The 14,578-nt window shown below is 39.7% G+C and carries 14 protein-coding genes; 11 read left to right on the forward strand and 3 right to left on the reverse strand.

Annotation, left to right across the window (positions count from 1 at the left end; all coding sequences use genetic code 11):
- Positions 1 to 27: 27 nt before the first annotated feature.
- Positions 28 to 801, reverse strand: a complete 774-nt coding sequence (locus PNIG_RS16055) for an amidohydrolase (protein ID WP_011329548.1) — start codon at positions 799 to 801, stop codon at positions 28 to 30.
- Between the two features lie 216 nt (positions 802 to 1,017).
- On the opposite strand from PNIG_RS16055, the gene PNIG_RS16060 reads away from it, so the two are divergent.
- Positions 1,018 to 1,647: a methylthioribulose 1-phosphate dehydratase gene (locus PNIG_RS16060; RefSeq protein ID WP_086994421.1), complete on the forward strand. Its 630-nt coding sequence runs from the start codon at positions 1,018 to 1,020 to the stop codon at positions 1,645 to 1,647.
- A 129-nt stretch (positions 1,648 to 1,776) separates the two neighbouring features.
- On the opposite strand, the gene PNIG_RS16065 is transcribed toward PNIG_RS16060, so the two are convergent.
- Both PNIG_RS16065 and PNIG_RS16070 read right to left on the reverse strand, forming a co-directional pair.
- A complete protein-coding gene (locus PNIG_RS16065; protein WP_011329550.1) occupies positions 1,777 to 3,258 on the reverse strand; it encodes an FMN-binding glutamate synthase family protein in 1,482 nt (493 codons plus the stop codon).
- A 455-nt stretch (positions 3,259 to 3,713) separates the two neighbouring features.
- Positions 3,714 to 5,495, reverse strand: a complete 1,782-nt coding sequence (locus tag PNIG_RS16070; RefSeq protein WP_086994415.1) for a DUF885 domain-containing protein — start codon at positions 5,493 to 5,495, stop codon at positions 3,714 to 3,716.
- 354 nt (positions 5,496 to 5,849) lie between these two features.
- Here PNIG_RS16070 and PNIG_RS16075 point away from each other — a divergent pair, with 354 nt between their 5' ends.
- The 10 genes from PNIG_RS16075 (at position 5,850) to PNIG_RS16120 (ending at position 14,576) form a co-directional block, all read left to right on the forward strand.
- Positions 5,850 to 6,833, forward strand: coding sequence for a GGDEF domain-containing protein (locus tag PNIG_RS16075; protein WP_041454617.1), 984 nt, complete (start codon positions 5,850 to 5,852; stop codon positions 6,831 to 6,833).
- A gap of 82 nt (positions 6,834 to 6,915) precedes the next feature.
- Positions 6,916 to 7,671 carry a bifunctional demethylmenaquinone methyltransferase/2-methoxy-6-polyprenyl-1,4-benzoquinol methylase UbiE gene (gene ubiE / locus PNIG_RS16080; RefSeq protein WP_011329553.1) on the forward strand — a complete coding sequence of 252 codons (756 nt, stop codon included), beginning with the start codon at positions 6,916 to 6,918 and terminating at the stop codon, positions 7,669 to 7,671.
- Between the two features lie 11 nt (positions 7,672 to 7,682).
- Positions 7,683 to 8,360 carry a ubiquinone biosynthesis accessory factor UbiJ gene (locus PNIG_RS16085; RefSeq protein WP_011329554.1) on the forward strand — a complete coding sequence of 226 codons (678 nt, stop codon included), beginning with the start codon at positions 7,683 to 7,685 and terminating at the stop codon, positions 8,358 to 8,360.
- A 9-nt stretch (positions 8,361 to 8,369) separates the two neighbouring features.
- Positions 8,370 to 9,971 (forward strand): ubiquinone biosynthesis regulatory protein kinase UbiB, encoded by a 1,602-nt coding sequence (gene ubiB / locus PNIG_RS16090; protein ID WP_011329555.1) that lies wholly within the window; start codon positions 8,370 to 8,372, stop codon positions 9,969 to 9,971.
- An 80-nt stretch (positions 9,972 to 10,051) separates the two neighbouring features.
- Entirely contained in the window at positions 10,052 to 10,300 is a 249-nt protein-coding gene (tatA, locus tag PNIG_RS16095) for a Sec-independent protein translocase subunit TatA (RefSeq protein WP_008467382.1), read from the forward strand.
- A gap of 5 nt (positions 10,301 to 10,305) precedes the next feature.
- Positions 10,306 to 10,638 (forward strand): Sec-independent protein translocase protein TatB, encoded by a 333-nt coding sequence (gene tatB, locus PNIG_RS16100; RefSeq protein WP_008467380.1) that lies wholly within the window; start codon positions 10,306 to 10,308, stop codon positions 10,636 to 10,638.
- Positions 10,639 to 10,686: 48 nt separating this feature from the next.
- Positions 10,687 to 11,427, forward strand: coding sequence for a twin-arginine translocase subunit TatC (gene tatC / locus PNIG_RS16105; protein WP_011329556.1), 741 nt, complete (start codon positions 10,687 to 10,689; stop codon positions 11,425 to 11,427).
- Between the two features lies 1 nt (position 11,428).
- Positions 11,429 to 11,926, forward strand: coding sequence for a hypothetical protein (locus PNIG_RS16110; protein WP_011329557.1), 498 nt, complete (start codon positions 11,429 to 11,431; stop codon positions 11,924 to 11,926).
- Entirely contained in the window at positions 11,926 to 12,711 is a 786-nt protein-coding gene (locus PNIG_RS16115) for a TatD family hydrolase (RefSeq protein ID WP_089368879.1), read from the forward strand. Before PNIG_RS16110 ends, PNIG_RS16115 begins: the two co-directional genes overlap by 1 nt.
- Positions 12,711 to 14,576, forward strand: coding sequence for a sensor domain-containing diguanylate cyclase (locus PNIG_RS16120; protein WP_089368880.1), 1,866 nt, complete (start codon positions 12,711 to 12,713; stop codon positions 14,574 to 14,576). The genes PNIG_RS16115 and PNIG_RS16120 overlap by 1 nt, the downstream gene beginning before the upstream one ends.
- Positions 14,577 to 14,578 lie beyond the last annotated feature (2 nt).

Here is a 14,578-nt window from a genome sequence, read left to right on the forward strand (position 1 = left end):
ATTAGCCGCTGGCTAATTTAAGCTGCTTTATACTAAGTTAAAAGCATCCGCATCTAAATGCGCCGGAAATTTAGCCTTAAAGTCATTTAATGGTGCTTTGTATAAAGTAATGGTTATTAGCGCTTGGCTATTATCTGCAGCTTTTACTAAAGCATCACCTTTAAAGTCATATACCGCTGTGCCACCATTGTGAGCAACACCATTGGCATCATCACCAATGCGATTTACCCCAACCACATAACATACATTTTCCATCGCTCGCGCCATTAATAATGTATCCCAAACATGGCGTCGCACTGCGGGCCAATTAGCAATATTAATCATTACATCGTAATCGTTGTTATTGCGCTGAAATACCGGAAAGCGTAGGTCGTAGCACACTTGTGGTAATAGCTTAAAGCCATTAATAGTAAACACTTTGCGCGCTTGTCCTGCTACTACAAAGTCGCCTTCGTTGCCTAAACAAAACAAATGACGCTTATCGTAAAAGTCTACTTCTCCATTGGGCTGCACCCAATAAAACCGGTTGGCCTTTTTACTGCCTTGCGTAACAAATACTGAGCCTGCAATTACTGCATTATGTTTATGCGCTTGCGCCTTTAACCAGGTAAGTACTTTGCCGTTTTCAGGCTCAGCGCAATCTAAGTTTATTGCAAAGCCTGTGGCAAAGGTTTCGGGCAGTAAAATCAAGTCTGACTGCTGAGTCACTGCATCTAACTGCTTATTAAACATAGCTAAATTAGCGTCTTTATCGAGCCAGTGTAGTGAGCTTTGCAATAATGTAAGTGTTAAAGTTGACATAGCTTTGTGCCGCCCTCTTTTAAGTTTTTAGTGTTTTTAGCTAAACCAACTTAATTGTTATTAGAGTTTGATAAAACATACCTTATGCTGGTAGCTTAGTTATTAACACTCTATATCCTTAATTGTGGTTTTGCACGCAAAGCGGTGCTACCATCACTTAAGATAGAAGTTTAGCCGTCTAAATACAATTAACTGATGCTCGTTTGTGAGGAATATATGCAAAACAACAATACCGCTATTTCGCAACTTATTGAAGCTGGGAAGTGGGTTAGCCAAAAAGAGTGGATACCCGCAACCGGTGGGAATTTTTCAGCAAGAACTGAGTCGGGCTTTGTAATAACAGCTAGTGGCCAAGATAAAGGCAAGTTGACCAATGAGCACTTTTTACAGCTAGATCTACAAGGCAAGCCTTTGGCAGGAACAAAAAAACGCTCAGCCGAAACACAACTGCACTTGAGCTTGTATCAGCTAATTCCCGAAGCGCAATGTGTACTGCACACGCATTCTGTTGCGGCTACCGTGCTTTCGCAAATAACAAAAAGTCATAAACTCGATTTAACTGGCTACGAAATGCAAAAAGCTTTAACCGGTTTTACCTCGCATTTAGAAACCCTAAGCATTCCTATTTTTAATAACGACCAAGACATAGACCATTTAAGTTTATTGGTAAGCGACCATCATTTACACACACCTATTGAACACGGAGTGCTTATACGTGGCCATGGTTTATATGCTGTAGGGCGAAATATTGATGAAGTTCGTCGTCATTTAGAAGTGCTGGAATTTTTATTTAGCTGTGAATTAGAGCGTTTAAAAATTACCGGCATTCAAGCAAATAATAAATAAATAAAATTAAGGCCCATTGTTATATTACGTAACAATGGGCCTTAATTAATGACCTAATAAATATTGAGTGCATAAAAAAGCAGCTTAGTTTAGTGCGCTTAAGCACTCATATATTTAATGCTCACTGTGTTATTTATAATTTTCGTAAATTTTATCTAATGGCTCTGAAAGACCACTTTCTTGAACTATACGCACATGTTCACGTTTTAACTCTCGCGCACTAGATACGCCGCACGAGTGCGCGATTAAGCCCGCTCCATAGTGCACATACTTATTATAGTTTGCCACACGCTGTGCTTTGTCTGCCACATTTAAGCCACGTTGCAGGCGCTTGTCGTGCGTGGTGATCCCTGTAGGGCAAGTGTCTTTATTACATTGCATTGCTTGAATACACCCTAGTGCAAACATATGGCCGCGAGCAGATACAACAAAATCAGCCCCCAGTGCTAATGCCCATGCAACTTTAGAGGGTACGATTAACTTACCTGAGGCAATAACCTTTACTCGCTCTCTGAGCCCATGTTTTTCTAACAAGTTAATTACTAATGGCAAGCTTTCTCGCAGTGGTAAGCCCACTGAATCTAATAATGACTGTGGTGCGGCGCCTGTGCCACCGTCTGCACTATCAATAGTAATAAAGTCGGGCGCTGACTCAATACCGCGATGATTTATTTCAGCGAAAAGAGTTTCTAACCAAGTATACTCACCAATTACCGCTTTAAAGCCGGTTGGTTTACCGGTTGCGTTACGTACGGTTGCCAACATATCAAGAATATCTGACGGCTTTTTAATTTCAAGGTGGCCATTAGGGCTAATTGAATCTTGCCCTTCGGGAATACCGCGTATTTTTGCAATTTCAGCGTTAACTTTTCGCCCTGGTAACATACCGCCTTTACCTGGTTTAGCGCCTTGGCTTAGCTTTATTTCAAACATTTTTACTTGTTCGTGAGCTGCTATTTCTTTTAATTTAGCAGTGCTTAAATTGCCATTATCGTCGCGCACACCGTATTTAGCAGTACCAATTTGAAATACAATATCTCCCCCGCCTTCTAAATGATACGGGCTTAAACCGCCTTCACCGGTATTATACCAACAGCCAGCAAGCTTAGCTCCTTTAGATAAAGCACGTACTGCAGGTTTTGACAAAGCACCAAAACTCATACCTGAAATATTAAATATTGAATTAGTGGTGTAAGGTGTTTTACAGTAAGGGCCTAAAGTCACATTACTAGGATCGAGCGCTTCTTCATCTAAAGTAGGAAATGCACAGTTCATAAACATCACTGTACCGGTTACTTCAAGGCTTTGAGTCGAGCCAAACGCAGCAGTATGATCAACATCTTTTGCAGCGCGATATACCCAACTACGTTCAGCACGATTAAACGGCATTTCTTCTCTATCAAGTGCGAAAAAGTACTGGCGGAAAAATTCGCCTTGGCGCTCAAAAAAATATCGAAACCGACCAATTACCGGATAGTTGCGCCTAATTGCATGCTTTGTTTGGGTTATATCTCTAAAATAAAAAATAATAACCGATAAAACTATAAACCCTAATACAACAATAAAAAGGCTCGCAAATACATTAATACTTAGAACTATAAAATTGTTCACTCAAAACCCCTCTGCAGTACTTTTTCGCCAATAAATGAAAATGGCTTCAATAGACAAATGCGCATATCACTTATTATAGATGATATGCGCATTTTATTAATTTATAACCCTAGGGTCTGTTGACCTTTGCGGATTGAAATTTGTTCAAACTAGGGGCGATTTAATCACGGCGCGAGGTTTGTAACCTCGTGGGCTAAGTAAAAACCGAGCAAAGCTTCCGCGTCCTGCTCACGCCCCTTACCTACATCCATGTAGGCAACAAAGAGTCAATCGCCCCTAGGCAGAACCCTTCGGGCAGCGCATGTTTGGCATTGATGCTACGTTATCGCCTATTTATGGGGAGTAACCACACCACATAGGCTCTGCCTTGCCTAAATACCAAACACACTGCTGCAAATTTAACCTTGAAAGATAAACAGACCCTAATATAAGCCATTACGATTGATGCGGATTAATTAAATATCCTGTTTAGCTAGTTCGTTTTTAATATACAAACGAATTTGCTGCTCAAGTACAGATAACGGTACTGAACCATGGCGTAGCACTTGATGATGGAACTCTCGCACATCAAATTTTTGGCCAAGGGCCTGCTCCGCTTCTTTACGTAAGCGCTTAATAGTTAATTCTCCAATTTTATACGATAACGCCTGCGCAGGCCATGAAATATAACGATCTGTTTCAGTTTTAACGTTGTGCAACGACAAAGCAGTGTTATCGCCCATAAAGTTCATCGCGCGTTCACGGCTCCAGCCATACATATGCATTCCCGTATCAACAACTAAACGTGCAGCGCGCCACATTTCATAGGTTAAACGTCCGAAACGGCTATATGGATCTTGATAAAACCCAGCTTCTATTCCTAAGTACTCAGAATAAAGCCCCCACCCCTCGCCAAATGCTGATAAATAAGCATCACGACGATAACTCGGCAAATTTTCTAGCTCAGCATTAAGTGATATTTGTAAATGGTGCCCTGGTACAGCTTCATGCAGCGTTAACGCCTCTAGCGCGTAAAGAGGTCGCTTATCTAGCGCATAAGTGTTTACCCAGTAATAACCAGCTTGATCGTCGCGGTTCGAACCCGAGTAACGCCCTGTAGTATATTTAGGAGCAATATTGGCGGGAACAGCCACTACGCCATAAGGTTTGCGCGGCAAGGTATGAAATAATCTAGGCAGTTGCGCATCCATTTTTTTAGCAATATAAGCAGCTTCTTTTAGTAACTGCTCTGGAGTAGTTGCGTAGAACTGCGGATCAGTACGTAAAAAGTGGATAAATTCGGCGAACGTGCCTTTAAAACCAACTTCTTTTATTACCTCTTCCATTTCGCTACGAATACGTGCCACTTCTTTTAGGCCCAACTCATGAATTTCTTTTGGGGTCATATCTGTAGTGGTGTAATGCTTGGCGCGATTAGCATAAAAAGCAGCCCCATTAGGCGTTGCCGAAATACCAATACTGTCTCGAGCACCTGCTTGATACTCTTCAGTAAAAAAGGTGAGATAATCTTTATATGCTGCTATTACTTGTTCTTTAATTATTGTTTTAGCTTGGAGTTGCAGCTCATAAAATTCGCTGCTACTTAAGCCTGCAGTATTCGTTAAAAATGGCTGATAAAATTCAGATTGTGTTACATCATCAACAATATAAACACTAATTGAATCTTCATAACCTTTAAGTACAGCTTTAGGCTGCGTTAACCCTATTGCTAAACCTTGTTTCATCCAATAAATATTTTGCTCAAAAAAGCGTGGTACCTGAGCTAATCGCGCTAAATAATTTTTATAATCTTGTAACGTTTTATATTGTGAACTTTTAACCATAAACGACAAGCTTGAATGAAACCCATATTCAGATGTAAGCGGCATATAGTGGGCATTAAATACATACTCATCCACGCTATTTTGCACTTGAGCACGCAAAATACTAAAGTTAATCCGATTTTCATCACTTAACTTATCAATGTTTACCGTATCTAAATCGGCAAGTAGTTGGGTATTTTTTTTATATTCTTGCGCTAAATACTCGGCAGTTAAGTTAGGTAGTAAGTAGCCATCTACCCCCTGAGGATTATTACTGTAGGGGCTAGCATCTTGTCTATTTTGCACAATGTTTTCGGCAACTTGAGTAAATTGCTTATCAGCATTAAGTGAGGTTGTTTGGCATGCACTTAAGGTGCATAAAAAAGTAATTCCCAGTAGCGAGTGGCGTAATGGTCGAGATAAAAGTTGATTCATTATTATATAGCTTCACAATTAAATAGATTTTGTAAACCTATCGCAGGCTAAATAAATAGCAAGATAAATACGACCAAGCACGCAAAAACTAATACGACTGATATAAGCAGGTTGGTATTTAATAACCAGTAATAAAACATGCTTTTGAATAAAACAAAAAGTAATTGATGATAAAAGCAGCCATTATGTTGCTAAAGTTACAATTTAGATAACTAACTGTCGTTTTTACTTTTAAATAACCGATATAATGATTATGGTACAAGTGCTTGGATGCGAAACGCTTCATTGGATGAGTTTATAAATTAATACGCATATGTATTTAGTTGGTATTTGCAAATGATGTTCCATGACTCTATGGCTGTAGCACAAGATAAAATGACAAAAGTGTGTGTATTTTTAGAGCGCCATGTTTTGCCACCTACACCACTTAATTATCAGGTTGTTTATACTTATATTAGCCAAGTAAACAACGACCTTAATAGCGCCATTGAGCGCGCTATTGCAAGTAACACTCTTATTGACAGTTTATTTACCGAGCAACTCTATTTTGAGCATTTAAATCAAGGCCATGCCACTGAAGTGTCGATGATAGAGAATGTTAATGGGGTAATTAACTCGCTGTCTAAAAGCGCACAACACACTGAAAAACAATTTATTAATTTTGCCGGCCATATTAGCGAGTGTATGCATTCGCTTGATGAAAATAACATTAAAAATAGCCGGATCGCACTTACAAGGCTAGATCAGCAAACAGCAACACTGTTAACGCAACACAAACAGTTTAAACAACAATTAAGTAATGCTAAACAACTCCACGAAAAAACTAAAAAGCAGCTTAACACCCTGCGTAAACAACATATTATTGATAGTCAAACTGGCTTGTATAAACGTCATTATTTAACCAAGCAAGTGCAAATATGGGCAAATCAACATAAACCGGTTTGTGCTATTGCTATTCAAATAGACAATTTAGATCACTTTATTGATAACTTTGGCGATGTAATCGCAGAAGCAATTTTAAGCAAAGTGGCTAAACAAGTACAAAAATATGTGTTTCAAAGCGGCCTAGCGGGGCGTACTGCAAAAGATCAATTTACTGTACTACTTACCGACGTAGATTGTGAAACAACCAATTTAATTGCAGAAAAAGTACGCGCTGGTGTTGCAAAGCTGCGCTTTATCAGCTCAAAAAACGCGCTGGCATTACCTGCAATTAAGCTCTCTTTGGGGATTGCACAGCAACAACAAGCTGACTTTGAGCAATTAACTAAAAGTGCTTCTAATGCGGCATTTAAAGCACGCTCTTTAGGGCAAAATAGCTTTACTGCGGAGCATTAATTAGCTGATAAATCATATTCAAATTGCACCTTCAGGGCACAATCAAGTACACTAGTCTTTATTACCACGATAGAGATTAATGATGAGCGAAACACCACAAAAGACCACGCATTTTGGCTATAAAACGGTAGCCGAAAACGATAAAGCCTCAATGGTTGCAGACGTATTTCATTCAGTTGCGGCAAAATATGACGTAATGAATGACTTAATGTCTTTTGGGGTACATCGTTTATGGAAACGTCAAACAATAGCCAGCTCTGGCGTTCGTAAAGGCCACCATGTTTTAGATTTAGCCGGTGGTACGGGCGATTTAACTGCAAAATTTAGCCAACTAGTCGGAGAAACCGGTCAGGTTATACTCGGTGATATTAACTCGTCTATGTTAAAAGTGGGCCGTGAAAAACTCCATAATTTAGGCTTAGTTGGCAATATTGACTACGTGCAAATGAACGCTGAAGCCTTACCATTCCCAGATAATAGCTTTGATCTGATCACTATTGCATTTGGTTTACGTAATGTAACCGACAAAGACAAAGCATTACGTTCAATGTACCGCATTTTAAAACCAGGCGGGCGCTTACTGGTATTAGAGTTTTCAAAGCCAGAGCATGAAATACTCAGTAAGGCATACGACTTTTATTCATTTAACTTATTACCAACTATGGGTAAGTTAGTGGCAAACGACAGCGAATCGTACAAGTATTTAGCTGAGTCGATTCGTATGCATCCAGATCAAGACACGCTTAAAAGCATGATGTCTGATGCAGGCTTTGAGCAAACCACTTATCAAAACTTAACCGGTGGTATTGTTGCGCTGCATCGCGGCTTTAAATACTAAGGTAAATAATTATGGCGCTTGAGCAAGCAACCGAAAAAAATTCTACTGAGGCTCCCTCAACTGATTTTTTTATGTTACCCAACTTAGTACTTTCGCTCGTGGAGCGAATACTTAATCAAGCACTTAAACTCGATACAAGCCTATCGGGAAAGTTGGCAGCAGTTAAGCATCAGCGCTTAGTCGTTGATGTTAGGGGCTCTCAGCTAAAGCTGCTGCTAGTGTTTAGCGACAAGCAACTTCATTTATATAGCGCAACCAGTGATACAGACGCAGATTGCATGATTAGCGCCGACCTTAACACCCTGCTTGCGCTAAAAAACCCAGCCATGCTTACCCAGCTAATTCGCCAAGACAAACTTGATTTACAAGGCGATTTAAACATAGCTCAAACCTATAGCAATGCATTTTCAACACTAGATATAGATTGGCCTGAGCAGCTTTCATCGCACCTTGGTGATGCTCCCGCACAGCAATTATATTTACACTTCAAAACGCTCCAGCAACACGGCAATAAAGCAAAAACGCAGTTAAGCCGCACCCTAACAAGCTTATGCCAAGATGAATTGGCAATTACCATTCATCCGTTAGAGCTTAAACAATTTAAACAACAAAACCGTGAGCTTAAAGGCCAAGTTGCTGCTATAGAACAACGCATTAATGCCTTACTAACCACTTTGACTACCCGCTAAGGATTTTTTGTGTCAACTGCACGACTGTATTACATCACTAAAACACTGCTTAGCTACGGATTAGATGAGTTAGTACCAAAACATAAAATCCCTTGGTTTGCGAAAATAGCCCGAGGTAGTTTATTTTGGCTGCGTAATCAGCATAAAGATAAGCCAGCAGGGCTGCGATTACGTTTAGCCCTACAACAGCTTGGCCCAGTATGGGTTAAGTTTGGCCAAATGCTTTCTACGCGTCGTGACTTACTGCCGCACGAAATTGCATTAGAGCTGGCATTTTTGCAAGATCAGGTTGAACCTTTTCCCGGCGAACTTGCACAAAAAATAATAGAAAAAGCTCTCGAAATTAATGACATAAGCGAGCGTTTTAGTGAGTTTTCACAAACACCACTGGCGTCGGCATCAATAGCACAAGTACATACCGCAACGTTAGTTGACACAAATGGTATAGAGCAAGATGTAGTTATTAAAGTAATCCGCCCTAACATTAATCAACAAATTAACGCCGACTTAGCCTTAATGGAAAAGCTCGCTAAGGTGTTAGCAAAAGTACACCACGAGTCAAAACGTCTGCGTCCTGTGGAAGTAGTAAAAGAGTACAAAAAGACTCTACTTGATGAACTTGATTTAATGCGCGAAGGTGCAAACGGCATTCAACTTAAACGTAACTTTGAAGACTCAGATTCGCTTTACATCCCTACCGTTTATAGCGATTACAGCCGCCATAATATATTAGTAATGGAGCGTATTTATGGTATTGCGGTATCAGATACTGATGCTTTATTAGCGCAAAACACCAATATGAAACTACTGGCTGAGCGTGGCGTTGAAGTGTTTTTTACCCAAGTGTTCAGAGACAGCTTTTTTCATGCTGACATGCACCCAGGTAATATTTTTGTTTCTCGTGAGCACCCCGAAAACCCTAAATATATTGGTATAGATTGCGGTATTGTGGGCACCTTAAACAAAGAAGATAAACGCTATTTAGCGGAAAACTTTATAGCCTTTTTTAATCGTGATTATCGCCAAGTTGCGCAGTTGCATGTGGACTCGGGTTGGGTACCGCCCGACACCAGTATTGAAGAGTTTGAATTTGCTATTCGCACTGTCTGCGAGCCTATATTTAATAAGCCTTTAGCTGAAATTTCGTTTGGTCATGTATTGGTTAATTTATTTAATACTGCAAGGCGCTTTAATATGCAGGTACAACCACAATTGGTATTACTGCAAAAAACCTTACTGTATGTTGAAGGTTTAGGCCGCCAGCTTTATCCACAATTAGATTTATGGAAAACCGCTAAGCCCTTTTTAGAAGACTGGGTTAAGCAACAAGTTGGTCCGTTATCGGTTATAAAGCAAATGTATGCACAATTACCCTTTTGGGCCGAAAAAATGCCAGAGCTGCCCGATCTAATTTATCAAAGCTTAAAACGCCCACCACAAATTCAAGTACAGGCTCCGAAGGGATCTCATAAACCTTTGGTTTTAGGTTTGTTTAGCAGTGCGGCTATGGTTATTGCTGCATTATTTTATTTACAGCACGATTTAATTGCTGCAAGTATCGCTATAAGTAGCGCTATTATTGGTTTTATAGCAGCATGGCGTAGCACATAAACTAAGTGCTATTTACGTTTTTAGGCGTATAATTAGTATTTAAAATATACACTTTATAATTATGAAAACGGGAGATAAACATGGGATTTGGCGGTATTAGTCTTTGGCAGTTATTGATTGTATTAGCAATTATTGTACTTTTGTTTGGCACTAAAAAATTACGCGGTATTGGTGGTGATTTAGGTGGAGCAGTTAAAGGCTTTAAAAAAGCAATGTCTGACGAAAAAAATACAGATAAAGAAAAGCCAGAGCAGATTCAAAAATCAGAAGAAAGTGCACCGCTTGATTCTGCCCATACTGAAAAAAATAAAGACAATAACAAGGTTTAATTAGCATGGGGATGTGGGAGCTAATTGTTGTTTTAATTGTTGGTTTAGTGGTGCTTGGTCCAGAGCGTTTACCTGTAGCAATTAGAACGGTAAGCCGATGGATAAAAACTGCAAAGTCGCTTGCTAACTCAGTGAAAGCTGAAGTGAGCGAAGAGTTGCGTGTGCACGAATTACACGAAAACCTTAAAAAAGCGGAGCAACAAAACTTAACCGATTTAAGTCCTGAACTACAAAGTTCACTAACTGAACTTCAACAGGCCGCTCAGTCTGTGACCCACAGTTATAAAAAAAATCAAATCGATCCCTCTAATAAGCAAAATATTGATGATACAAAGTGAAATTAATTTCTCACTTTGTGGTCAACTTACTAAATGGTATAAAAAATAATGGCTGAGGAAGTAAAATCGGGGTTTGTCGCGCATTTAATTGAATTACGCGATCGGCTGATTAAATCACTATTAAGCATTTTAGTTATTTTTATTGCAATAGTGTATTTTGCAAACGACATTTATACATTTGTTGCAGCGCCATTAATTTCACATTTGCCAAGCACTGCAACCATGATAGCAACTGATGTCACAGCGCCATTTTTTGCCCCTTTTAAACTAACGTTATTTGTCGCATTATTTGCCTCTATTCCGTGGATATTACACCAGGTTTGGGGTTTTATAGCTCCGGGATTGTATAAGCACGAAAAACGCATGTTAATGCCAATACTCGCCTCAAGCATCTTTTTGTTTTATGGTGGTATTGCCTTTTGCTACTTTGTAGTACTGCCAATTATTTTAGGCTTTTTTACCAGTGCGGGTCCTGCAATGCTCACCTTAGCACCGGATATTAGTAGCTACTTAGGGTTTGTACTAAAACTATTTTTTGCCTTTGGTGTCGCTTTCGAAATTCCAGTAGCCATTATGCTGCTGTGCTGGAGCGGCGCTACAACAACGCAAAGCTTAAAAGAAAAACGTCCCTATATTGTAGTGGGTGTTTTTGTAGTAGCGATGTTTTTAACACCGCCCGATGTATTGTCACAAACTTTATTAGCGCTACCTATGCTTATTTTGTTTGAGCTAGGCCTAATTTTAGCTAAATTTTATACCGCTAAACCACAACAAGAATCTGAGGAATAACATGAACAAAAAACTACTCTCACTATTAGTTTTGTTAAGCGCACCGACTTTTGCAGCCACAGCTATTAACGAGCAAGCACTGCAAGCATGTAGCTTTATTGAAAACGACTTTAACCGCCTGCTTTGTTACGATAATACGGTTGCCGGTAAACCGCTGAGCAAGCCTACTGTAAATAAAACACTCTCACCAACAAATACAGAAGCCACCGCACCTGTTGCTGTAGCGGTAACACAAGCAGAAGAGTTTGGTTTAGAGCATAAAAATATTGCGAAAGAAAATGACAGCTCTATTAGCTCAACTGTATCAGCCATTAAAGAAGCAGCTTATGGTGAGTTAATTATTACTCTAGAAAACGGCCAACAATGGCGCCAAATTGGATCTGACGGCATAACGCTAAAAGAAGATGACAACGTGGTTATTAGTCGTGGTGTATTTAATTCTTTTTTATTAAAAAAAGAAGGTCAAAACCGCTCTATACGCGTTAAACGTACTCAATAATGCCATACAGCTTAATTGATGCTGGGGTTAATTTAACTAACCATCAGTTTGATAAACAGCATCAAGATATTATTGCCCGCGCTAATGCTGCGGGAGTAAAGCATATGCTGATTATAGGCTGCGATGTAGCAGCCAGTGAGCAGTCGCTTGAGCTGGCTATAGAGCATCAGCAATTTTCTACAGCAGGCGTACATCCTCACGATGCTAAATCGGCTACTGATGAGCTTGAGACGCAACTCACTCAACTTGCAAGCCATAAACAAGTTATAGCCATTGGGGAGTGCGGCCTTGATTATAACCGTGATTTTTCGCCTCGCGATGTACAACGAAGTGTACTTAGACGCCAGCTTGCCCTAGCTGAACAGCTAAACTTACCTGTATATTTGCATGAACGTGATGCCAGCGAAGACATGCTCAGTATTTTAAAAGAATTTAATGTACGCGGCGTATTACATTGCTTTACAGGTAACGCTCAGGCATTAAAAAGCTACTTAGCGTTAGGGCTTTATATCGGCATTACCGGCTGGGTTTGCGATGAACGCCGTGGAAAAGAACTACAACAATTAATCCCCAGTATCCCTCTTAATAAACTGTTAATAGAAACTGATGCGCCTTTTTTGATTCCGCGCACCGTTAGCCCAAAGCCTAAATCTCGCCGTAATGAACCTGCATTATTAACTTATGTGTGCGAAACAATTGCCCAATTATACAACCTTACTCCTGAGGCAATAGCGCAGCAAACTACTCTAAACTTTTATAATGTTTTTGGTTTAAAAGCTAAGTAATGAAAGTTATTGGGGTGTTATTAAGCTTATTAACTATCCTTTTTGCTGGTTTAGCAGCCGCTAATACGATAGAGATCGATGAGCAGTTTACATCTGAAAAAATTAACTCTGTTTATTATTCTTTTGCGCCTACATCCATAGCAACCGCCCAGCAGAGCGATCTTAAACAGTGGCAAACGTTAACCAACAAACCACTTAATTTAGGGATTGAACAACGCCCTGTTTGGATCCAATTTACAATTAAAAATACGCTCAATACGCGTGTAACGCCAATACTCTCTATCGATAATCCGCTATTAAATGAAGTACAGGTATATCACTTACTCGATAAGCGACGATCCTCCTCAATAAATATTAATGCCCCTCCTTTACTGCCACAACAACAAATAAAAAACGAACCTTTGCTGGTAAAATTAACGCTTCCTGCCCACAGTAATACCACTGTTATTGTTAAAGTGAGCAATAGCTCAGGGTTACGCGTGCCTTTAACCTTATGGCAGGCAGATGCGCTCTTTACATATAAAAGTAAGCTTAATTTGCTTTACGGATTATTAATTGGCTTTGTTTTTTCTTTAGCGATTAGCTGTCTTATTTTGTATGCTTTTTCGCGTAAGCAATACTTTGCTTACACGGGCGCTATAACATTAATGCTCAGCATCTTATTATATTTTATTTGTGGCTTTAGTTTCATCCACACACGTTCTGCGGGCACAGTACAACTTATGATCCCCATGTTGGTGATGCTGATAACGGTACTTTTCTTACCTCTACAGCAACAGGTATGTCAGCCTAAAACCGTTACATGGTTTAAAGTGCAAAAAATTATAATAGCTATATATGCACTGCTTATTGCGTTTGTTTGGCTTTTTCCCACACTTGTTGTCACCTTATTTTGCTTTATTACCACTCCCATTGTTTTAGGCTACTATGTTGTAACAACCTTACTTTGTATTCGCCAAAACCCATCAGAACCCCAAAAAGCACTTTTGCTAGCTTTATGCAGCTTTTTAGCCGCAATTGTTTATTTTATTATTACTGTTTCAGGGCTTTATATATTTACAAACAGTAGAGTGGCTTTTGTGTTTATTTGCTCTCTTAGCTGCGCTTTCTCCCTTGGATATGCGGTGATGAAACTCTTTATTTTACAGCGCGATGAACAAGTAACTACTCAACAAACCTTAATAGCCAAAAGTGCTGCCCAAGATGCCTTATTACATGAGCGGCTATCTTTACAAGAAAGCGTGCGTCAAGAGCTCGAAACACAAGTAGATGAGCGTACTTTTGAGTTACAAGTAACACTAAGAGAACTAGAAGAAAAAAACCGTGAGCTTGAACAGCTAAACATGGAAGATCCCTTAACTGGTATTAAAAACCGGCGCTTTTTTGATAAAAAATTAGTGATGGAGTTGCGCCGCTCGCGTCGCGAACAAACACCATTAAGTGTTATTATGCTTGATATAGACAAATTTAAGGTAATAAACGATACCTATGGCCACCTAACTGGCGATCAGGTTATTCGTACTGCTGCTGATACTATTAAAAAGCAATTACAGCGCCCGCTTGATGAAGTAGCACGTTACGGCGGCGAAGAATTTGTGGTGTTATTACCCAATACCCAAAATGATGGCGCGATAGCCATTGCTGAAAAAATTCGCCACGCTATTGCTACTAATAATGTGCATGTGGCTGGCACTACTATTTCATTTACAATCAGCGCGGGAGTGTATACTAGCGTTGCTGAAGATATAAATAATCCTGAAATTTTTACCGAACGTGCCGACAAAGCACTGTATTTTGCCAAGCAGCATGGTCGTAACCAAGTGATTAATTTTCCAATCCCACAATCCAAAAGTAGGAGCGTATAAAT

Origin of the sequence: Pseudoalteromonas nigrifaciens (assembly GCF_002221505.1) — a bacterium.
GTDB classification, from domain to species: Bacteria; Pseudomonadota; Gammaproteobacteria; order Enterobacterales; family Alteromonadaceae; genus Pseudoalteromonas; species Pseudoalteromonas nigrifaciens.